General features: G+C 70.0%; 21 protein-coding genes. 12 read left to right on the top strand and 9 right to left on the bottom strand.

Translation table 11 applies throughout. From position 1 onward, the window contains the following. Positions 1 to 46: 46 nt before the first annotated feature. Entirely contained in the window at positions 47 to 796 is a 750-nt protein-coding gene (locus ITJ67_RS13460) for a DeoR/GlpR family DNA-binding transcription regulator (protein ID WP_160074050.1), read from the top strand. Continuing rightward, positions 793 to 2151 carry a 6-phospho-beta-glucosidase gene (locus tag ITJ67_RS13455; RefSeq protein WP_194677986.1) on the top strand — a complete coding sequence of 453 codons (1359 nt, stop codon included), beginning with the start codon at positions 793 to 795 and terminating at the stop codon, positions 2149 to 2151. The genes ITJ67_RS13460 and ITJ67_RS13455 overlap by 4 nt, the downstream gene beginning before the upstream one ends. A 20-nt stretch (positions 2152 to 2171) precedes the next feature. Here the strand turns inward: ITJ67_RS13455 and ITJ67_RS13450 are convergent, their stop codons facing one another. Further along, positions 2172 to 2975 (bottom strand): SDR family NAD(P)-dependent oxidoreductase, encoded by an 804-nt coding sequence (locus tag ITJ67_RS13450; RefSeq protein ID WP_228502841.1) that lies wholly within the window; start codon positions 2973 to 2975, stop codon positions 2172 to 2174. 264 nt (positions 2976 to 3239) lie between these two features. Further along, complete coding sequence (locus tag ITJ67_RS13445) at positions 3240 to 4616, bottom strand: MFS transporter (RefSeq protein WP_228502837.1); 1377 nt, start codon at positions 4614 to 4616, stop codon at positions 3240 to 3242. 167 nt (positions 4617 to 4783) lie between these two features. Between ITJ67_RS13445 and ITJ67_RS13440 the strand changes: the two genes are divergently transcribed. From ITJ67_RS13440 to ITJ67_RS13430, 3 genes are read left to right on the top strand one after another with little or no spacing between them, the layout of a single operon-like run. Continuing rightward, positions 4784 to 5446 carry a response regulator transcription factor gene (locus ITJ67_RS13440; protein ID WP_160074046.1) on the top strand — a complete coding sequence of 221 codons (663 nt, stop codon included), beginning with the start codon at positions 4784 to 4786 and terminating at the stop codon, positions 5444 to 5446. Further along, the gene (locus ITJ67_RS13435; protein ID WP_160074044.1) at positions 5443 to 6939 is read left to right on the top strand and encodes a sensor histidine kinase; all 1497 of its coding nucleotides are present in this window, start codon (positions 5443 to 5445) and stop codon (positions 6937 to 6939) included. The genes ITJ67_RS13440 and ITJ67_RS13435 overlap by 4 nt, the downstream gene beginning before the upstream one ends. Further along, positions 6933 to 7871 carry a TAXI family TRAP transporter solute-binding subunit gene (locus ITJ67_RS13430; protein ID WP_194677984.1) on the top strand — a complete coding sequence of 313 codons (939 nt, stop codon included), beginning with the start codon at positions 6933 to 6935 and terminating at the stop codon, positions 7869 to 7871. Before ITJ67_RS13435 ends, ITJ67_RS13430 begins: the two co-directional genes overlap by 7 nt. 72 nt (positions 7872 to 7943) lie before the next feature. Here the strand turns inward: ITJ67_RS13430 and ITJ67_RS13425 are convergent, their stop codons facing one another. Next, positions 7944 to 9215, bottom strand: coding sequence for a DUF445 domain-containing protein (locus ITJ67_RS13425; RefSeq protein WP_194677983.1), 1272 nt, complete (start codon positions 9213 to 9215; stop codon positions 7944 to 7946). Positions 9216 to 9321: 106 nt separating this feature from the next. On the opposite strand from ITJ67_RS13425, the gene ITJ67_RS13420 reads away from it, so the two are divergent. Both ITJ67_RS13420 and ITJ67_RS13415 read left to right on the top strand, forming a co-directional pair. Next, positions 9322 to 9609 (top strand): hypothetical protein, encoded by a 288-nt coding sequence (locus tag ITJ67_RS13420; RefSeq protein WP_160074038.1) that lies wholly within the window; start codon positions 9322 to 9324, stop codon positions 9607 to 9609. 180 nt (positions 9610 to 9789) lie between these two features. Further along, entirely contained in the window at positions 9790 to 9954 is a 165-nt protein-coding gene (locus ITJ67_RS13415; RefSeq protein ID WP_160072595.1) for a hypothetical protein, read from the top strand. Positions 9955 to 9998: 44 nt separating this feature from the next. Here the strand turns inward: ITJ67_RS13415 and ITJ67_RS13410 are convergent, their stop codons facing one another. Further along, positions 9999 to 10586: a GNAT family N-acetyltransferase gene (locus ITJ67_RS13410; RefSeq protein WP_194677981.1), complete on the bottom strand. Its 588-nt coding sequence runs from the start codon at positions 10584 to 10586 to the stop codon at positions 9999 to 10001. A 235-nt stretch (positions 10587 to 10821) separates the two neighbouring features. On the opposite strand from ITJ67_RS13410, the gene ITJ67_RS13405 reads away from it, so the two are divergent. Continuing rightward, positions 10822 to 12645, top strand: a complete 1824-nt coding sequence (locus ITJ67_RS13405; protein ID WP_194677980.1) for an HNH endonuclease signature motif containing protein — start codon at positions 10822 to 10824, stop codon at positions 12643 to 12645. Positions 12646 to 12953: 308 nt separating this feature from the next. Here the strand turns inward: ITJ67_RS13405 and ITJ67_RS13400 are convergent, their stop codons facing one another. The 3 genes from ITJ67_RS13400 to ITJ67_RS13390 all read right to left on the bottom strand — a co-directional run bounded on the left by ITJ67_RS13400 (position 12954) and on the right by ITJ67_RS13390 (position 15478). After that, positions 12954 to 13091, bottom strand: a complete 138-nt coding sequence (locus ITJ67_RS13400) for a hypothetical protein (protein ID WP_160072589.1) — start codon at positions 13089 to 13091, stop codon at positions 12954 to 12956. A gap of 107 nt (positions 13092 to 13198) precedes the next feature. Continuing rightward, the gene (locus tag ITJ67_RS13395; RefSeq protein ID WP_194677979.1) at positions 13199 to 14008 is read right to left on the bottom strand and encodes a Cof-type HAD-IIB family hydrolase; all 810 of its coding nucleotides are present in this window, start codon (positions 14006 to 14008) and stop codon (positions 13199 to 13201) included. A 3-nt stretch (positions 14009 to 14011) separates the two neighbouring features. Then, positions 14012 to 15478 (bottom strand): PLP-dependent aminotransferase family protein, encoded by a 1467-nt coding sequence (locus ITJ67_RS13390; protein WP_160072585.1) that lies wholly within the window; start codon positions 15476 to 15478, stop codon positions 14012 to 14014. A 98-nt stretch (positions 15479 to 15576) separates the two neighbouring features. Here ITJ67_RS13390 and ITJ67_RS13385 point away from each other — a divergent pair, with 98 nt between their 5' ends. After that, entirely contained in the window at positions 15577 to 15723 is a 147-nt protein-coding gene (locus tag ITJ67_RS13385; RefSeq protein ID WP_160072583.1) for a hypothetical protein, read from the top strand. A 206-nt stretch (positions 15724 to 15929) separates the two neighbouring features. On the opposite strand, the gene ITJ67_RS13380 is transcribed toward ITJ67_RS13385, so the two are convergent. Both ITJ67_RS13380 and ITJ67_RS13375 read right to left on the bottom strand, forming a co-directional pair. Next, the gene (locus ITJ67_RS13380) at positions 15930 to 16253 is read right to left on the bottom strand and encodes a branched-chain amino acid transporter permease (protein WP_160072581.1); all 324 of its coding nucleotides are present in this window, start codon (positions 16251 to 16253) and stop codon (positions 15930 to 15932) included. Beyond that, entirely contained in the window at positions 16246 to 17061 is an 816-nt protein-coding gene (locus ITJ67_RS13375; RefSeq protein ID WP_194677978.1) for an AzlC family ABC transporter permease, read from the bottom strand. Before ITJ67_RS13375 ends, ITJ67_RS13380 begins: the two co-directional genes overlap by 8 nt. Before the next feature lie 79 nt (positions 17062 to 17140). Here ITJ67_RS13375 and ITJ67_RS13370 point away from each other — a divergent pair, with 79 nt between their 5' ends. The 3 genes from ITJ67_RS13370 to ITJ67_RS13360 all read left to right on the top strand — a co-directional run bounded on the left by ITJ67_RS13370 (position 17141) and on the right by ITJ67_RS13360 (position 19848). Further along, positions 17141 to 17575 carry an Lrp/AsnC family transcriptional regulator gene (locus tag ITJ67_RS13370; RefSeq protein ID WP_104330679.1) on the top strand — a complete coding sequence of 145 codons (435 nt, stop codon included), beginning with the start codon at positions 17141 to 17143 and terminating at the stop codon, positions 17573 to 17575. Next, the gene (locus ITJ67_RS13365) at positions 17572 to 18792 is read left to right on the top strand and encodes an MFS transporter (RefSeq protein WP_160072577.1); all 1221 of its coding nucleotides are present in this window, start codon (positions 17572 to 17574) and stop codon (positions 18790 to 18792) included. The genes ITJ67_RS13370 and ITJ67_RS13365 overlap by 4 nt, the downstream gene beginning before the upstream one ends. Positions 18793 to 18966: 174 nt before the next feature. Next, positions 18967 to 19848 carry an SDR family oxidoreductase gene (locus tag ITJ67_RS13360; RefSeq protein ID WP_194677977.1) on the top strand — a complete coding sequence of 294 codons (882 nt, stop codon included), beginning with the start codon at positions 18967 to 18969 and terminating at the stop codon, positions 19846 to 19848. The last annotated feature ends 50 nt before the right edge of the window (positions 19849 to 19898 follow it).

The following is a 19898-nucleotide window of genomic DNA, read 5'->3' as shown; positions in this document are numbered from 1 at the left end:
GTTCGTGCTTGCGACGTGCTCGTTGGTGACTGCTACGATGCCTCGCATGCTCACCACGACGCGTCAGGCTCGCATCCTGCAGTCGCTGCGCGCGGACGGTCAGGTCACGGTCGAGGAGCTCGCCGTCGAGTTCGGGGTGTCGCCGTCGACGGTCCGGCGGGACCTCAACGCCCTCAGCGCCGAGGGTCTGCTTCGCCGCGTCCGCGGTGGTGGCGGCATCGAGCCCGACCGGGTGCCGTTCGCCGAGGTCGCGACCCACCAGAGCGCCCAGAAGACCGCCATCGCGGCGCGGGCAGCCACGCTCGTCCGCGACGGCGACGTCGTCCTCATCGACATCGGCACCACGACGGCGCTGCTCGCGAGGCAGCTGCGCGGGCGACGCATCACCGTCATCACCTCGAGCCTCGCCGTGGTGGACGCGCTTCGCGACGACGACGCCGTCGAGCTCATCGTGCTCGGCGGGGTCGTGCGGAAGAACTACAGCTCGATGGTCGGGGTGCTGACCGAGCAGGCGCTCGCGCAGATCCGCGCGACCGTGTGCTTCCTCGGCACGAGCGGCATCAGAGCAGACGGCACGATCTCCGACACGACCGGCACCGAGGTGCCCGTGAAGCTCGCGATGATCGCCTCCTCGCAGCGCACGGTCGTGCTGGCGGATGCGACGAAGTTCCCCGGGGTCGGTCTGCTGAGCGTGTGCGGCGCATCCGCCATCTCTGCGATCGTCACGGAAGACCATGCGGACCCGGCGACGCTCGCCGTGCTGCGGACAGCGAAAGTCGAGGTGATGTTCTCGTGAAGCTCACGATCATCGGAGGCGGAGGGTTCCGCGTCCCCCAGGTGTTCGAGGCGGTGGCCTCCGACGAGGCGCCCGTGCGCATCGACGAGCTGAGCCTCTACGACGTCTCGCCGGAGCGGCTGGCGATCATCCGCGTCATCGTCGAGCGCATCGCGAGCGAGAAGCGCTTCGCGCCGCGTATCAGCGTCACGACCGACCTCGAGGAGGCGCTGCGCGGCACGGACTTCGTGTTCAGCGCCGTCCGCGTGGGCGGCACGGCCGGCAGGGTCGCGGATGAGCGCATCGCCCTCGAGCTGGGGGTGCTCGGCCAGGAGACGGTCGGGCCTGGAGGGCTCGCGTACGCGCTGCGCACGATCCCGTTCATGGTCTCGCTCGCCGAGACGATCAAGCGGGTCGCTCCCGATGCCTGGGTGATCAACTTCACGAACCCCGCCGGAATCGTCACCGAGGCGATGCGGGGCGTGCTGGGCGACCGTGTCGTCGGCATCTGCGACACCCCGATCGGGCTCATGCGCCGCGCGGCGGCGGTCGCCGGGGCTGGCCTCTCGGCCGGCCCCGAGGGTCGGGGCGAGCCCTCTGCGGTGGCCTTCGACTACGTCGGCTTGAACCACCTCGGCTGGCTGCGCTCGCTGCAGGTCGACGGCGTCGAGCGCCTGCCGGAGCTGCTCGCGTCCGACACGTCGCTGCAGCGCATCGAGGAGGCGCGCCTGCTCGGCTTCGACTGGGTGCGGGCGCTCGGCGCCCTGCCCAACGAGTACCTGTACTACTACTCGTTCACGCGTGAAGCCAACGCCAGCATCCGCGCCGCGGACGCGACCAGGGGCGAGTACCTCGACGCGCAGCAGGGCGAGTTCTTCGCGAACCCCGGCGCCGACCCCTTCGAGTCGTGGATGCGCACCCGCCACGAGCGCGAGGCGAGCTACATGGCCGAGAGCCGCGAGGAGGGGGAGGAGCGCGAGGTCGAGGACGTCGCGGGCGGCGGCTACGAGAGCGTCGCGCTCGACCTCATGGCGGCCCTCTCCTCCGGGCGGCCAGCCACCATGATCCTGAACGTGCGCAACGGCTCCCTCGTGCCCGCGCTCCCCGACGACGCGGTTGTCGAGGTCGGCTGCGTCGTTGACGCCGATGGCGTCCATCCGTGGCCAGTCGCGCCCGTCGAAGGAGAGATGCTCGGGCTGATGGTGCAGGTGAAGTCCGCCGAGCGGCTGGTCATCGAAGCCGCGACGCGCGGCTCCCGCGAGCTCGCCTGGCGCGGCTTCGCCGTGCACCCCCTCGTCGACTCGGTCGGGGTGGCGCGGAAGCTCGTCGACAGGTACAGCCAGCACTTCGCCGAGATCGGTGAGCTGCTGCGCTAAGCCGAGCGCGGGGCGCGTCGTCAGCGGGAGCGCGACGCCCGGCTCATGGCACGCAGCAGCAGCTTCCGCGGGACCAGCTTCGAGGCGATCGTCAGAGACGTGTTGATCGGGCCGGGGACGACGGAGGGCCCCGGGTTCGGCTTCTTGAGCTCGCGAAGCGTGAGGCCGACGACCTTGCGGGCCGTCATCTTCGGCAGGCCGGAGCCGATGTCCTCGCCGGCGACCTCGAAGAACTCGGTTGCGGTGGGGCCGGGGGAGAGCGCGAGAACGCGCAGCCCGGTGCCCGCCGACTCGGCCCACAGCGCCTCGGTGAAGCTGCGGACGAACGCTTTGGTCGCCCCGTAGACGGCGAAGCCCGGCGTGGGCTGGTAGCCGGCGACGCTCGCGACGTTGACGAGGAAGCCGTCGCCCGCGCGCAGCTGCGCGATGAAGGTGTGCGTGAGGTCGACGAGCGCCGCGACGTTGAGGGCGATCTCGGCGCGCACCCGCTCGGCGTCCTCCTCGTGGAAGCCGCCGCTCGTGCCGAACCCCGCGTTGTTGATGAGGCTCGTCACGCTCACTCCGCGGCCCTCGAGCTCGGTCCTGAGTGCGGCCGCGGCGCCCGGGTCGCCGAGATCGGCGGCGATCGTCGTCACCGTCACGCCGAACCGGTCGCGCAGCTCGACGGCGAGGCTCTCCAGCTTGGATTCGCGCCGGGCCACGAGCACGAGGTCGCTGCCGCGAGACGCGAGCTGGCGGGCGAACTCCGCCCCGAGCCCCGAGCTCGCGCCCGTGATGAGCACCGTCTGGGATCCGAAACGAAGGGGGAGCATCCGGGAAGTCATGCCGTCAATGTACGGGTGCGCGACGGTGGAAGCCTGCGCGTGGGCCCTGCCCTCCCTGCCGCTGCCGGAACGCGGCTCGGAGGTGAACGCCCGGGCAGGCCTGTGCCACGGTTGCGCCCCGCCTCCGCCCCGCCTCGTCTCCTCCGCCGCGGCGCAGCCAGACGAGGAATGCAGGCTCGTTCGGAAACGAGCCTGCATTCGCCGTGTGGGTGCGTTCCGCCTCAGCGGCGGTCAGCGGGGATGAGCGGGGGAGTCAGCGGCGGTTCAGCGTGCGCCAGCGGTCTGACGCGCCTCGCGCTTCTCGTCCCGGTCCGTGTCCCTCGCCCGCATCGCCTTCTCGTCGTCGAGCCAGTTCGCGCCCTTGTTGTGGAGGAAGAAGACGTAGACGACCAGCGACGCGGCGATCGCGATGGTGACGTAGACGATGAACAGCGGCACCTGCTGCGCTTCGCCGGCTGCCGTGTAGAGGAGCGGCGCCGTGCCGCCGAAGATGGAGTTCGCCATGGCGTAGCCGAAGCCGACGCCGAGGGCGCGGATGTGGGTCGGGAACAGCTCGGCCTTCACGACGGCGTTGATCGACGTGTAGCCGGTGAGGATCACGAAGCCGCCCACGAGGATGCCGAACGCCGCGAACTCGTTGGTCTGCTGCGGCAGGTAGGTGAGCAGGAACCACGTGTAGAGCACGCCGCCTGCGCCGAAGAACACGAGCAGCGTCTTGCGGCCCACGATGTCGGACAGCCAGCCGCCGATGGGCTGCAGCAGCATGAGCACGGTGAGCGCGATGAGGTTCAGGATCGTGCCGGACACGACGTCGTCGCCCGCGAACGCCTTCTTCACGATGCCCGGGCCCGTGACCGAGTACGTGTAGAAGGCGACGGTGCCGCCCATCGTGATGAGGAAGCAGAGCAGCAGCGGGCGCCACTGGTGCAGGATGAGCTCCTTCATCGAGCCGGAGGAGCGCGACTTGCCGTCCTTGACCGACTCGAGCGCGGACTCGCTGAGCGACTCGTCCATGGTGCGTCGCAGGTAGAAGACGACGATCGCGGCGACGCCGCCGATCGCGAACGCGATGCGCCAGCCCCATTCGGAGATCGCCTCGGTCGGCATGGCCAGCACCATGATGAGGAGCGTCGCCTGCGCGAGCACGTGGCCGCCGACGAGGGTCACGTAGTGGAACGACGAGAGGAAGCCGCGGCGGCCGCGGATTGCCGCCTCCGACATGTAGGTCGCGCTCGTGCCGTACTCGCCGCCCGTCGCGAAGCCCTGCACGAGGCGGCAGATAATGAGGATGATGGCGGCTCCGGCGCCGATGACGGCAGCGGAGGGGGTGAGGGCGATGACAAACGAGCATCCGGCCATGATCGACACCGACACCGTGAGCGCGAGGCGGCGACCGTGGCGGTCCGCGAAGCGGCCGAAGAACCAGGCCCCGATGGGGCGCATGAGGAACGTGACGGCGAAGATCGCCCAGATGTAGATCTGCGAGTTCTTGTCCTCGGAGTCGAAGAACTGGAACTCGAAGTACGAGGCGAAGACCGAGTAGACGTAGACGTCGTACCACTCGACGAGGTTGCCGGCCGAGCCCTTCAGGGTGTTGGAAACCGAGCGGCGCAGGCTGCCCGGCACTTGTGTCGTCGTCATTGACTTCTCCATCGTCGTTGATCTTCATCTGCCAGCAGGCGGAGCTGTGGCCCCACCTCGGTGTGGGTGTACTGGACAACTCTCTGCACCGGGCAAGGGGCGCGAGCGGATCCTTACATTCCCTTTACGTGGACCTCGCATCTCCGCCCGCGCCTACCATTGGGGGTATGCGTGTGCTCGTCGCCGAGGATGACGCGTCCGTCTCCGCCGCCCTCGCGGCCGTGCTCGGCCGCGCCGATCACGCCTGCGTGCAGGTCGCCCGCGGCAGCGACGTGCTCCTCCAGCACCGAGACGTCGAGCTCGTGCTCCTCGACCTGGGACTCGAGGACATGGACGGCCTGGAGGTGCTCAGGCGGCTCCGCCAGGTGAGCCAGGTTCCCGTCATCGTCGTCACGGCCCGCGGCGACGAGCGCTCGACGGTTCGAGCGCTCGGCCTCGGCGCCGACGACTACCTCGTGAAGCCCGTTCGCATGCACGAGCTGCTCGCCCGCATCGACGCCGTGGCCCGTCGTCGCGCGCCCGCCGCGGAGCCCGAGGTGGTGCAGCTCGGCGACGCGAGGATCGAGCTGCTCTCGCGGCGAGTCGTCGTCGGCGGGGCCGAGGTCTCGCTCACGCCGACCGAGTTCGAGCTGCTCTCGATTCTCGCGAAACGGCTCGGCAGGGCCGTGAGCAGGCAGGAGCTCCTCGACCAGGTGTGGGGCGACGCCTACGCCGCCACCTCGCGCTCCTTCGACGTGCACCTCGCGCAGCTGCGCCAGAAGCTGCCCGCCGTCGCCATCACCACGATCCGCGGCTTCGGCTACCGGCTCGAGACGAAGCCGGCGCGATGAAGCTGCAGGTGCTGCTGCCCCTCATGCTCTTCGGACTGCTCACGGTCATCGCCATCATCGTCCCGGCGAGCGAGGGCATCGCCGTGAACCGCACCCAGCAGCTCACCCTGCAGCGTGCCACCTCGATGGACCAGATCGTGCAGCGCGCGGAGACGGCGGTGGCCGCCGACGACGCGTCCGGCCTCGAGCGCTACCTCGAGCGCTTCGCCGAGACGTACGGCGAAGCGGCGATGGTCGTCGACAGCGAGGGCCAGGTCGTGTCCTCCGTCGGCGGCCTGGAGCTGGACCCGCAGGTCGCGTCGCTGGTGCTCGCCGCGTCACGCACGGTGCCGCAGCGCTCCATCTCGACGATCTACCCGTGGAGCGACGACACGCACCTCGTGGCCGAGCCGTTCGCGAACGGCGCGAGCGCCGCATCCGGGGCGGTCGTCCTCGAAGTGAACCAGGCGGAGGCGAAAGCGCAGATCACCGGATGGTGGGCGCTCGTCGCGCTTGCGGGCCTGCTGCTCCTGCTGCTGCTCTTCGCCGCGTCGCAGTTCTGGACCAGCTGGGTGCTGCGTCCCGTTCGTGCCCTGGACGCGGCCGCGAACGCCCTCGCCGAGCAGCGGGAGCCCGACCTCGCGGCTGCAACGGGTCCCCTCGAGCTCAGGCGCCTCTCCTCCTCGTTCGCGCGTATGTCGAGGGGAGTCGAGGATGCACTCGAGCAGCAGCGGGGGTTCGTCGCCGAGGCGTCGCATCAGCTGCGCAACCCGCTCGCCGCTATCCGCCTGCGCATCGACGCCCTCCCGCGCGACGAGGCGGAGGAGGCGGCGCTGGAAGCCGTCGGCGGCGACCTCGACCGTCTCGAGCACGTCGTCGACCGGATGCTGGTGCTCGCCGATGCCGAGCACCGCGCCACGGCAGAGGCGAGCGGCAGGCGCACGGGCTTCGCCGACGGGGCCGCGCGAGAGCATCTCACCTCGGCGGCCATGCTCACGGCGCCCCACGAGGAGCGCTTTCGCGACGAGGGCATGTTGCTGCGATTCGACGGCGAGGACAAGATCAGGGTTGCGTGTCGCAAGAGCGACCTGGAAGAGATCGTCGAGACCATGCTCGACAACGCGCGGAAGTACGCGGGCGAGGGGGCGACCGTCACGATCCGGTTCGTAGCGACGCCCAGCTCCGGGCGGTCCGCGGCGGCGCCAGCCGAAGGAGAGCCTGACGGTGCGCTCGACGGCTGGAGCGAATCGCCCGAGGCGTTCGAGGCGTTCGAGGTAGACAGCCCACGCGCGGTGCTCGAGATCAGCGACGACGGACCCGGCGTCGACGAGGACGAGCTCGTCCAGCTCGGTACGCGGTTCTGGCGCTCGCCGAACCACCGATCCCTGCCGGGGACCGGCCTCGGCCTCGCGATCGTCGGGGAGCTGGCACGCGCCAACCGCGCCACCGTCGACTACGACCGCGCCCCTGAAGGAGGGCTCCGCGCCCGCATCAGCCTGGTGCGGACGTGGTGACCCTCACGAGGCGCGGCCTGCTGTTCGGCGCCGGTGCGGCCTCGGCCGCCGCCGCGACCCTCGCGCTCGCCGGGTGCTCCCTCCGGCAGCCGTCCCCTCGCATCCGCATGGCCTGCGGCGAGCAGGGTGGGACCTACGTGCAGTTCGGTGAGCTGCTCCGCGAAGCGCTTCGCCGAGACGGCACGACGGGGCTCGACGTGGTCACGACGGGTGGAAGCGTCGAGAACCTGGCGCTCCTGCAGGCCCGCGACGCCGAGCTCGCCATCGTGCTCGCCGACGCGGCGGCGACCGACGCGCAGAACAAGGTCGCGATCGGGCGCGTCTACCAGAACTACCTGCAGTGCTTCGTGCGCTCAGACGGACCCGTCAGCGCCATCGGCGACCTGGCCGGGCGGCGCGTCTCGGTCGGGGCGCCCCAATCCGGTGCGGCGCTCACCGCCCGGCGGCTCCTCGCCACGCTGGGCCTCCTCGAGGGTCCGGGCGCGAGCGTCATCTCCGAGCTGTACCTCGACGAGGCAGTCTCGGCCCTCGAAGCCGGTACCGTCGACGCGATCTTCTGGTCGGGCGGGCTGCCGCTTCCCGCCGTGCAGGACCTCGACACCGCGGTGGAACTCGTCGACCTCACCGATGCGCTCCCGGCCCTGGAACTCGAGCATCCCGGCGTCTACACGCTCACGGCGGTCCCTGCCAGCACGTACGGGAGCGCCGAAGCGGTGCCCGCGATCGGGGTCTCCAACTACCTGCTCGCCCGGCCCGACCTCCCGGACCACGTGGCGAGGGCGCTCGTCGACGTCCTCATCCGAGACGCCGCGCAGCTCGTGCCGGAAGGATCGCTCGGCGTGCAGTACCTGACCGCGTCGAACCTCATCGACACTCTGCCCATCGCGCTCCACCCCGCCGCCCAGAGGCGCTACCGGGAGCTCTACGGCTGAGCGACCGGGGCCTCGAGATCGTGCGGGGTGCGGGATGCCGGATGCGGGAGGCTGGGTGCGGGGCGCGGGACCTCAGCCGAGGAAGGCGTGGGCGACCGTGAAGATCGTCACACCCGCGAGGGCACCCACGATCGTGCCGTTCAGGCGGATGTACTGCAGGTCGCGGCCCACCATGAGCTCGATCTTCTCGCTCGTCTCATCAGCGTCCCAGCTCGCGACGGTGTCCGAGATGATCGACGAGATCTCGTGCCGGTACCGGTCGACGAGGAACACCGCCGCGTCGATGACCCACGTGTTCACCCGCTGCTGGAGCTGCGCATCCGTCGTCAGCCGCTGCCCGATGTCGACGAGCGCCGCCGTGGCGCGGGTGCGGAGCGCGCTCGCCGGGTCGGCAAGCGAGCGCAGGAGGCCCGTCTTCGCGGCGTTCCAGGCCTCCGCGGCCAGCTCGCGCATGCGGGGGCTGTCGAAGATGTTGCCCTTGGCGCCCTCGAAGCGGGCGATGAGCTCCGGGTCGTGCTGCAGCTGGTCCGAGAGGCGAGCCAGGTAGCCGTCGATGGCCGCCCTGGCGGGGTGCGCGTCGTCCGCTCGCACCGCCGCGACGAACTTGACCGCCTCGTTGTACGCCGTGTTGTCGACGAGCCTGGTCGCCGCTGACGGAACCCACGAGGGGAGACGCCTCGACACGAGGCCATCGAAGGCGCTCTGGTTCGCGGCGAGCCACGCGGCCGCGCTGTCGGCGGCCAGGTCCACGGCGCCCCGATGCGCGCCGGTCGCGACGACGCGCGACATCCACTCACCCAGCGGGGGAGCCCACTGCGGTTCGACGAGGTGCTCGCGAGCCAGGTCCTCGATGAGGCCCTGGACGTCGTCGTCGCTGAGCGCCTCGAGCACCCCCGTCGCCATGATGGAGGCCTCCGAGGCGATCCGCTCGGCGTGCTCCGGCTGTTCGATCCATTCGCCGAGGCGGGCCGCGATCGACGTGGCCTGCAGCTTCGTCCGCACCACGTCGCCGCGCAGGAACTCGGTCTCCACGAACTCGCCGAGCGTGCGGCCGATCTCGTCCTTCCGCTTCGGGATGATCGCCGTGTGCGGGATCGGGATGCCCAGCGGGTGCCGGAAGAGGGCCGTCACGGCGAACCAGTCGGCGAGCGCGCCCACCATGCCGCCCTCCGCGGCGGCGCGGACGTACGCGAACGCTGGCACATCTCGTTGCAGCGCGAACGCGATCACGAACACCACCGCCATGAAGAGGAGGGCCCCCAACGCCACCGCCTTCATGACACGCAGGCTGCGCCGGCGCTCCTGGTCTGCGGGGCTCAGAAGCTCGGTCGGGGTGCGCGACATGCGGTCATCTTTGCACGCCTGAGCCGGACGGCGACTGCGGGGCGCCCCAGGTCTGCCTCGGGTCTCCGGGGATTCTTTGGCGGGGCGAGATCGGCAGACTGGATGCATGACTTCGCACTCCAGGGGCTCGTTCCGATCCGCGGCCGACGGGTCGTCCGCGACTTCCTTCATGTGGTGGATGGTGTTCGTGCTCGTCGGCGCGCTCAGCGGAGTCGTGTCGTCGCTGGCGTCTGCCCAGCTCGCGCTCGGCACCGAGCAGCAGGAGGCACTCACGATGATCTTCTGGGTGTCCCTCGTCGTGAGCGGCATCTGCGCGATCGGCGTCCTGGTCGCCTTCATCCGCACCGTCTACGTGCTGCTCGACCGCAGCGACCGGCGCTGGAGCGGGGAGTAGGGGCGGGGCAAGGAGTCAGGAGTCAGGAGCAAGGAGCAAGGCGCAAGGCCAAGGGCGCAGGGGGTTGGGGCAGGGGGCCGCGGGCCGGGAAGACGCGCGGGAGCGGCCTGGCTGCCGGCGTGCGCGATCTCCGTCGCGCAGCCGATGCGCGGTCCAGGCGGATTTCGTGCCGTGGATCGCATGGATATCTCGTCGATGATCATGGGAGCGGCAGTGGCATCCGTCATGTGGATCGGATTCGTCCCATGGGCGCGGCTCAAGCGCCTCCGCGAGCTCGAGGCGCGAGACGCAACCGGACGGTCTGGGCCAGGGGGCGCAGGCGAGGGGCCGACCCCAGCTCCCTAGCGCCGCCGGTCGGCGGGTGCCCGTTGCCGACTACGCGCCCCGCCCTACCAGGGTCTGCCCCGGAGGTCGACCACACCGGGAGGCCAGGGATCGACGCCCTGCCGAATCGGCGAGATGAGCACCGGAGAGCCTGCTTCGACGACTGCCTCGACGCCCGTCTCCGCTCGCCCCATCGTCTCGGGTGGGAGCGCGCGCGCTGTGCTTCGCTCGACGACGTGGATGCGATGCCACCCGGTCCGCTCATAGAAGGGCACGACGTCTTCCCGGCATCCCAGATAGCCGTACTCGAGGTCGGGGGCGGCTCGCATCGCACCTCGAGCGAGCGACATCGCGAGTTCGCCAAGGCCTTGGCCTCGGAGTCGGTCATCGACGAGCACGCCACCCGTGCCGGCCACCGCGACCTGGGCGTGGCCGACCGTGATCTCGCGTCGCTGGAACCCGACGTGCGCCACGGCGGAACCTCCTGCGTCGAAGACGATCGCGTGCGTGGAGGCCGGGGCGTAGCCGTAGGGCTGCTCGGGGTCCCATTCGCCGTGCACTGAGCGGTACTCGCGATCGAAGAGTGCACGAAGGGCCGTGAGCTCGGCCGGCGTGAGGGCCGAGTGCTCGACGACCCGGGGGAGGTAGGTCATCACGTCAGCGTAGGACGCTGCTGTGCTCCTCCTCGCTCGGGCGGGGCCCGGCTCCTCCTCGCTCGGAAGCGGCCCGTGGCGAAGTGCGGGTGGATTTCCTCTGCTCACCTGGGGTAATTCGGAGCAGGTCCCACATTCGAAGCTAGTTCCTATTTTCTTGAAGAAAACCTGGTCCTGATATAGATTTTTGGTTCGGTCCAGTGCTAGTCTGATGGTGATCTTGGGGGAGGTTACCGTGGCATCGCAGGCTCAGCAGGAGACGCATCGTGAGTCGCCAGGCGAGTCGTCAGGGCAGTCGTCAAGGCAGTCCTCAGGCGAGACGGCTGTCGTGGACGCGCTCCTCGAGGCGCGGTGCCCGCTGACGGGTCTCCCGGACGCTGAGATCGTCGTCGTGCTCCGTGAGCTCGCTGCTCGCCGACGAGTGCTGGATGCGGCTCTGGTGGAGGTCGCGGGCGAGCTGCTGCGGCGTGAAGACGAGTCGCCGAGAGCGGAGACGGTTGCGCGGAAGTTCGGTTTCCGGAACCTCCCGGCGATGGTCGAGCAGGTGCTCGCTGTGAAGCCCTTCGAGGCGAAGACCCTCGTGCAGCTCGCAGGGGTGACGAGAGAGCGAATGAGTGCCACAGGCGAGCCGATCCCACCGAGATACGCGGAAGTATCGAAGGCGGTGGGTTCCGGAGTCATGTCGCTGGCGCAGGCATCGGCAATCACGAAGGGGCTCGACCGCACCGGCAACCGGGTGGATGTCGACGAGCTCGCGCGCGCCGAGATCGAGCTCGTGGCGTCCGCGTGCGGCCTGAATCCAGAAGATGAACAGCCGGCGGTGCCGAAGGTGCTCGAGGTGCAGGCCGCAACCTGGGTGTCCTACCTCGACCCCGACGGCGACGAGCCGCGCGCCGACAAGATCGCCGAGGAGCGCGGGCTCTGGATCTCGCGTCGCGCCGATGGTGCCATCACCGGCAAATTCGTCGCGATGCCCGAGCAGGGCGAGCAGCTGATCTCAGTCTTCGACGCCCTCCTCTCTCCGCGTCGAACTGTGGAGTTCCCGGCCGCGTCCGAGTGCGGGGAACCGACCGCCCCAGCGCTCGGACCCGACGGGCTCCCGTTCGGTGCAGGCCGCACCGACGGTACTTGCGGGGCTGACGACGGTGCTCCCGGTGGTGACGACGGTGCTCCCGGTGGTGCTGCCGGTGCTGCGGGTGCTGCCGACCGCGACGCCGGTGCTGACGGTGCTGACGACGGTGCTGACGGTGCTGACGGTGCTGACGGTGCTGACGACCGCGACGACGGTGCTGACGGTGCTGCCGGTGCTCGTGGGCGTGAAGATGACGGTCACAACGACGGCGACGTCGGTGAGGACGAGATCATTGACCTCCCACTGGTCGACCCGCGGTCGATCGAGCAGCAGCGCATCGACGCGCTCACGATGATCGTCCGCGCCTACGCCGAGTCACCCGACGCGCCCCGCACCGGCGGCGAGGCACCCACGATCGTCATCGTGGCCACGACAGCCGGTGTCAACGGCACAGCCACCCGCCCCGAAGACGTGCCCCACCTCGAGCGCACCGGCGAGCCGATCCCACCAAGCGTCGCCGCGCAGATCATGTGCGACGGACTCATCCGCATCGCGATCACCGACACCAACGGCGAGATCCTCGACCTCGGCCGCAAACAACGCCTCTTCACCACAGCCCAACGCCGGGCGATCGCGACCCGCGACCGGCAATGCCGCGCACCCGGATGCAGCGCACCCGTGAGGTGGTGCGAAGTGCACCACGCCCTGCCCTGGAGCGAAGGCGGACCAACCGACGCGAAAGACGGCATCCTGCTGTGCTCCTTCCACCACCACGAAGTCCACCGAGAACGGCTCACCCTGACTCGGAACAGCAATGGGCGCTGGCACGTCGTGCCCGCGCTCGGGCAGCATGTCCCTCCCAGAGCCGGACGCCGCCGCGGATACCCGCCACCGGCAGCCACCTCCCGGGCGGCCACCTCCCGGGCGGCCACCTCCCGCGCCGACGATTCTCAGGCCGCCCGTCCACGGGTCAACCGAAGACCCTGAGACCGCCACGACGGCTGTCGCGGAGAGGCACAGTCTGAGTCGGGGAGACACCGCCTGGCCGGGAGAGGCACAGTCTGAGTCGGGGAGACACCGCCTGGCCCGGAGAGGCACAGTCTGAGTCGGGGAGACACCGCCTGGCCCGGAGAGGCGCGACCCGGCTCAGAGGGCCCCGCTACGGCGCGCAAACGCGAAAGTGCCGCCGAGGTCACGAAGACCAGGGCGGCACCGGTTGCTCACCAAGCCCTCTCAATCGAGAGAGCGCAGCACTGCATTGAGGGCTGCGCTGACAGCTGCGATGAGAGTTGCGACTAGAGCTGCGGCTGACGAGTGTTGTACCCGAAGCGCGTGGGGCGCTGCGCGTACCCATCCTTGCGGACGGCGCGAACAGTCTCCGCCGCGAAGGCGACAACCGCCACAACCCCGATACCAAGAGCAAGAAGTTCCATGAGTCCACCTCCGTGATCTGCCGGCAGGCGCCGGATACTGCAATCCAATCGGAGACGCCCGGGCGTGTCGCGGTCCACCCGAAGGTCAGTGGACTGGTCGCGCCAGGTCAACCCGCGCTTCCGGCGAGCCAATCCTCGAGGAACACCGCGACACCGTCATCGGTGTTGCTCGGAATCACCGACTCCACCACCGCGAGCGCCTCCGGGCGGGCATTCGCAACGGCGATCGGGTGGCCGACGACCTCGAAGGCCGGCAGGTCGTTGAAGTTGTCGCCGAAGTAGTAGAGGTCCTCCCGCGCCACCCCCAGCAGGTCAGCGACCGCGAGCAGGCCCGTGCCCTTCGAGCACGCTGCGTTCGCGATCTCCAGGTACGTGTCCTTCGACCGGTACGTCACGACGCCCGAACGGTCCGCGAGGGCCGCCTCCAGCGCATCGACCAGGGCAGGGTCACCCATGCACATCACCTTGTGCGGCGGCGTCACATCCACGCCGCCCGAGGCGACGAACTCCAACGTCGACGCGGGCTCCGGGAACACCCACGTGTGGGTGCGCTCCCGGTCCGTCCACTCATCCTCACCCCACGCGTACCAGTGCTCGCCGGCGAAGAAGCTCGCGTGCAAGCCGCTCGCCTCGCAGTGATCGGCGATGAAGCGCGCATCTGCGGACGCGATGGGAACGTCATGCCGCACCTCGCCGTCGCCCGACAGCACCAAGCCGCCGTTGAAGGCCACAAGCGGCGAGCCGATGCCGCCGTACAGGCGCTCGAGCACCCGCATCGACTCCGGGGGCCTGGACGAGCACAGCACGAAGTGATGACCGGCCGCCCGCACCGCCTCGATCGCCGCGATCGTCCGTGGGGAGAGCGTGCGCTGAGCGCTGAGCAGCGTGCCGTCGATGTCGCTGAGGAAGAGAACCATGGACTACACCATCTCAGGCAGACGCGTATCCGCCATTGATCGCACGTCGCGCGCCGAGAGTTGCGCCCAGGATTCGGCGAGGATCCGCGTGCCCGCCTCCAGATCGGCGACCGGCGCCGTGAACGGCACCCGAAGGAACCGCTCGAGGCTCCCATCGATGGAGAACTTCGGACCAGCGACCAGGGCCAGGCCGCGCGCCTCCGACAGGGACGTCATCGCGGAGCTCGCCGGCTGCGCGAGGTGCACCCACATCGACAGCCCACCGTCGGGCCACGGCACGTGCCACTCCGGCAGGTGGAGGCTCAACGCGGCGTGCAAGGCGTCACGGTGCAGGCGCATCTGCTCGCGGCGTCGGGGCAGTAGCTCTGGGAGTGCCCGCACGACACGCTCCGCGAGGAGCTGCTCGATCTGCGGCGTCCCCAGATCGCCGGCCGGACGCGCCTGCACGAAGCGACGGATCAGAGCTGCGTCGGCGCGGATCCAGCCGATGCGCAGGCCGGCCCAGGCCGCCTTGCTCAGAGAGCCGACCGTCACGACCCCCGAGCCGGAGAACGGGGACGCGCCGCGCGCGTGACGAGCGAACGGGCCGTCATCCCACGGCCGGTCGATCGACAGGTCCGCGGTCGTCTCGTCCACGACGAGGATCGTGCCGGCCGCCCGAGCGGCCTCCGTGACCCGCACCCGGTCTTCCGGCCGCATCGACGCACCCGTCGGGTTGTGGAAGTCGGGGATGAGGTACGCGAGGGCGGGGCGCATCCGCTCGATCGTCTCGATGAGGTGCTCGATCTCCCAGCCGCCGGTGGTCACCGGAGTCGCGATGAGTCGAGCACCCGCGCGGCGCATCGCCTCATAGGCGTGCGGATACGTGGGCGACTCCACCAGGACGAGATCCGAGCGCGTGAGGAGCGTGTGGGCCGTCAGCGAGATCGCGTGCTGGGCGCCCATCGTCACGATGATCTGGTCGGGCGTCGTCGGCAGCCCGCGCGCCGTGTAGCGCTCGGCGATCGCCGAGCGCAGCGACAGGGTGCCGAGGAGATCGAACCCGGGGGCGCCGAGCGCAAGCGGCATCGAGCTCGCGGCGTCGGCGATGATCTCGGCAAGCCCCTCGACGGGCGGCGGCACTGCGCGGGCGAAATCGACCCCGAAGTTCTCCCCCTCGCCACTCGGGCGGTGGTCCTGCCTGCCGAGGCGGGGGAGCGTCACCCGGCTCCCCGAACCCTGCCGGCTCAGCACATGCCCGCTGTCGCGCAGCGACTGGTAGGCGGCCACGATCGTCGTGCGACTGCGCCCGGACTGCACAGCCAGCTCGCGCTCCGAGGGCAGGCGCGTCCCGACCGGAATGCGCCCATCGACGATCAACAGGCGGATGCGCTCGGCGAGAGCCTCGTAGGCGGACGAGTCGTCACGAAGCTCACCAGCCAAGGAGAGCAGCGTGCGTGCGGAAATGCGAGAACCAGATGTCGACTCCATGGGTCCAGTATGCGCCAAGTGGACCGCGACGGCCAGGCCAATGTGGCGATTGGATGTGCTTATCCGCAGCACTTGTCGATCGTCACGGAGGTGGCCCCATGGAACTCATCACGCTCATCATCACAGGAATCGTCGTCGCCACCATCGTCGTCGCCGGAGTGACCGCGACCCTCGTCGTCATGCTCAAGGACGGCTACGGGCACCGCGCATTCCAGTCCAGTTACGACACTCGCCAGCCGAGGTAGCGAGCGCCGACCTCGGAGTGCTCGCTCGAGCGAGCCCGGCTCGAAGGGGTCACCAGAGGCCAGGAGGGGGCATAAGGGCTAGAAAGGCGCCAGGCGAGGCCAGGAGGGGCTCGGAGAAACGGGAAGGGTCCAGGAGGAACGGGAAGGGTCCCGGAGGAATGGGAAGGGTCCCGGAAAAGCTGGAAGACGCTCAAAGCTGGAAGACGCTAGAAGAGGTTGACGAGCACGACGAAGGTCGCCGTGCCGAGCCCGACGCTGAGGAGCGTCCTGCGCCCCAAGCCCAGGTGCACGCCCACCGTCACGGCGAGCGCGAGCGCCGCCCACAGTGCGGTGCGCGGCTCGCTCGCGAAGTCGCTGAAGGTGACGGCGGCGAGGATCGCGAGGATTCCCGCGGGCATCCAGACCGAGAGTCGCTGAACCGTCTTGGAGTCGCGAAGCGGCTTGAGTGCGACGAACGGCAGGGCGCGGAGTCCGAACGTGATGCCGCCGCACACCGCGAGTGCGCCCACGAACCACCAGACGTCAAACATCGCGCACCGATGCCTCCGTGCGGTCTCGTCTCGCGGCGAAGAGCGCGCGCACCGCCAGCGAGACGGCGAAGAGGATGAGCGCCGCGAAGAGGGGTGCCCCTGGCACGAAGAGCAACCCGAAGGAGACGCTCAGGCCGGCGATGAGGAGCGACGGCACGTCGTCACGGGAACGGATCGCGTCGAGGGCGAGCACCGTGAAGAGCGCGCACAGCGAGAACTCGAGGCCCTTGATCTCGCCGGGGAGAACGCTCGCGAGCGCCACCCCGAGCAGGCCCCCGAAGACCCAGTACGTCTGCAGGGCGAGCTGCAGGGTCAGCAGCCGCGTCGCGGATCGCTGCTCGCGGGGGATGGGCGTGACGATCGCGTAGGCCTCGTCGGTCATCGCCCAGATCGAGTAGAGGCGCGTGAGCCGGCCACGCACGAGGTGCAGGGGGAACGAGAACGCGTAGAACACGTGCCGGAAGTTGACGAAGAACGTGGTGAGGGCCATCGTCGCGATGGGGGTGCCCGCGGCGATGAGCCCGACGAGCAGCAGCTCGATCGAACCCGCGTACACGAACACCGACAGAGACGGGGCGACCCACCAGGGCAGGCCTGCCTGCAGGACCAGCACGCCGAACGCCACGCCAAGCGGCACCACTCCGAGCCCCGCCGCGAGCGAGTCGCTCAGTCCGGCCCGGATGCGCTCCCCGCGAGTCGCCGGGACTCTGGCGGGCGCTCCCGCGGCTGAGTCCGCGGAAGTGCCCGCATGGGGCGCTGCGGATCCCGGCGGGCGGGCGCCGCGCGCTTCTGGATCTGCGGTGGTCATGCGGAGATCTTGGCACGGAAGCCGCGCATTCCGAGAGCGGATGCGTGCCTCCCAGTGCCATATTCGGCAATAATCAAGTGTGGACACCATCGATCGCGCAATCGTGCGCGAACTGCAGGGAAACGCCAGACTGACGAACGCTGAACTCGCGCAGCGCGTGGGGCTCACCCCGGCGCCCTGCCTGCGCCGAGTTCGCCGCCTCGAGGAGGATGGGGTCCTTCTCGGCTACCACGCCGAGGTGAACCCCGACAGGGTCGGACGCGCCTTCAAGGTGCTCATCGACGTCGACCTCACGAGCCAGGCGCACACCACGGTGGAGGCGTTCGAGTCGCAGGCCGTCGAGCTCGACGAGGTCACCGAGGTTCGCCGCATGTTCGGCTCGCCCGACTACGCCATCCGCGTCGAGGTGGCCGACCTCGAGAGCTTTGAGAAGCTGCTCCGCGAGAAGATGTGGCGACTCCCCGGCGTCCACCGGGTGACCTCGCACTTCACGATGAAGGTGCTCAAGGGATGACCGAGCCGACGGCCGCGCCTGCCGAGCGTGACAGGCGGTCGTGGCTCGCCGCCGCGCCTGCCGTGCTCATGATGGCGTGGGGTGGCAACCAGTTCACCCCGCTCCTGCTGCTCTACCGGAAGGTCGAGGGCTACTCCGCCCTGCAGGTCGACCTGTTCTTCGGCGCGTACATCATCGGGCTGATTCCCGGGTTCCTCATCGCCGGCTCCCTCTCCGACCGCTTCGGGAGAAAGCCCCTCATGGTGGTCTCCGTGGCCCTGAGCGTGGCCGCCGCGGTCGTCCTCGCCCTCGGCAGCGCGAGCCCCACCGCCATGATGATCGGGCGCCTCCTCTCCGGCGTCTCCGTGGCCGTCGCGATGGTCGTCGGAACCACGTGGATCCGCGAGCTCTCGACGGGCACCGTGCCGCCAGCCGTCACCGCCAGACGCGCATCCCTCACCATCACGGCGGGCTTCCTTCTCGGCGCGGTCGCCGCCGGAGTGCTCGCCCAGTGGGCCCCGTGGCCCACGATCACGCCCTACGTGGTGCAGCTCGTTCTGACGAGCGTCGCGGCCGTCGCGCTGGCTCGCGGCGTCGAGACCGCTGGCGATCGATCTCACCCGCAGGGAAGGGAGCATGAGCGTCGCCCGCTGGTGGATGTGGTCATCGCGCCCGAGCATCGTCGGCGCTTCTTCACCGTCGTGGTGCCCATGGCGCCGTGGGTGTTCGCGGCTCCGGCGCTGGCCTTCGCCGTGTCGCCCGCGATCGTCGTCGAGCGGCTCGGGGGCCTCGAGATCGCCTTCGCAGCGCTCCTCACGCTCGTGTCGCTCACTGTCGGCTTCCTCATTCAGCCGAGCGTGCCCCGAATCGCCGCCCGCGTCGGCGGGGCCTCCGGTTCGGTGGGGCTCGGGCTCCTCGCCATCGGCACCCTCCTCGTCGCCGCCAACGTCGCCGTCCAGTCGCCGCTCGTCGCCTGCGCCGCCGGCGTGCTCCTCGGCGGTGCCTATGGCGTCTGCATGCTCACGGGGCTCGTCGAGGTGCAGGCGATGGCCGGCGGCCGCAACCTCGCGGGACTCACCGGCCTCTACTACGCGCTCACCTACATCGGCTTCGCGCTGCCCGCCATCCTCTCCGCCCTCGCCCCGACCTTCGGCATGCTCCCGCTCCTCGTCGCGGTGGCGGTCCTGGCTTGCGGATGCGCGGCGCTCGTCGCGTTCGGGGTGCGGCGCACGCGGTAGACGCGCGGGAACCTGGGGCATGCGCCGCGGAGGAAGCTGAGAGCGCATGCACCCGCTGGTCAGTGAATGCCCACGTTCGGTCCATAGCGTTGGTTCAGTCCCGGCCGGGGGCACAGCTCGCCACGAGAGCCTCCCGCCAGTCACGACGCACAACCGACCCCACGGAGGCGCACGATGACCGCACTCACCGACCCCCGCACCCTCTTCCGCGAAGGCGGATTCCCCGGCCAGGGGCAGCAGCAGCCCGGACTCACGGGCGAGACCACGCCGGCCCCCGACCACGGCGAGCGGAGCTACACCGGCCACGGCAGGCTCAAGGGGCGCCGCGCGCTCATCACCGGGGGAGACTCCGGGATCGGCCGCGCCGTCGCCATCGCCTACGCCCGGGAGGGCGCCAAGGTCGCGATCTCGTACCTGCCCGAGGAGGAAGCCGACGCGCAGGAGACGGCGCGCCTCATCAACGAGGCGGGGGAGACCGGCCTCCTCCTGCCGGGTGACCTGCGCAACGAGCAGTACTGCGCCGAGATCGTCCACGCGACCGTCGCCGCCTTCGGAGGCATCGACCTGCTGGTCCTCAACGCCGCTTACCAGCGTGACCGCACGAGCATCGGCGACACCCCAACCGACGAGATCAGGCGCGTGATCGCGACCAACCTCGAGGCGCCCATCTACACGCTCCGAGCAGCGGAGTCGCACCTCCCGCCCGGCGCCTCCGTCATCTTCTCCTCGTCGGTGCAGGGGTACGAGCCGAGCGAGGGGCTCTTCGACTACGCCATGACGAAGGCGGCCCTCGTCTCGCTCACCGAGTCCATGGCCAAGGAGTTCGGGCCGAAGGGCGTGCGCGTCAACGCCGTCGCCCCCGGTCCCGTCTGGACGCCGCTCATCCCGGCCACCGGGTGGGACGAGGAGAAGCTCGCGAGCTTCGGGCAGGACACGCCACTCGGGCGCGCCGGCCAGCCCGCCGAGCTCGCAGGCGCCTACGTCTACCTCGCGTCCGACGAAGCCAGCTACACAACGGGCGCCATCATCGCCGTCACGGGCGGCAAGAACCTCTGAGCGGGCACCGCGATCGAGCGGGCACGAGCACAGGGCGAGCGTCAGCTCAC

This window comes from Pseudoclavibacter sp. VKM Ac-2867, from assembly GCF_015351275.1.
Lineage (GTDB): Bacteria > Actinomycetota > Actinomycetes > Actinomycetales > Microbacteriaceae > Pseudoclavibacter.
The sequence above is the reverse complement of the archived record's forward strand: the minus strand, read 5'-3'. Positions and strand labels throughout refer to the sequence as shown.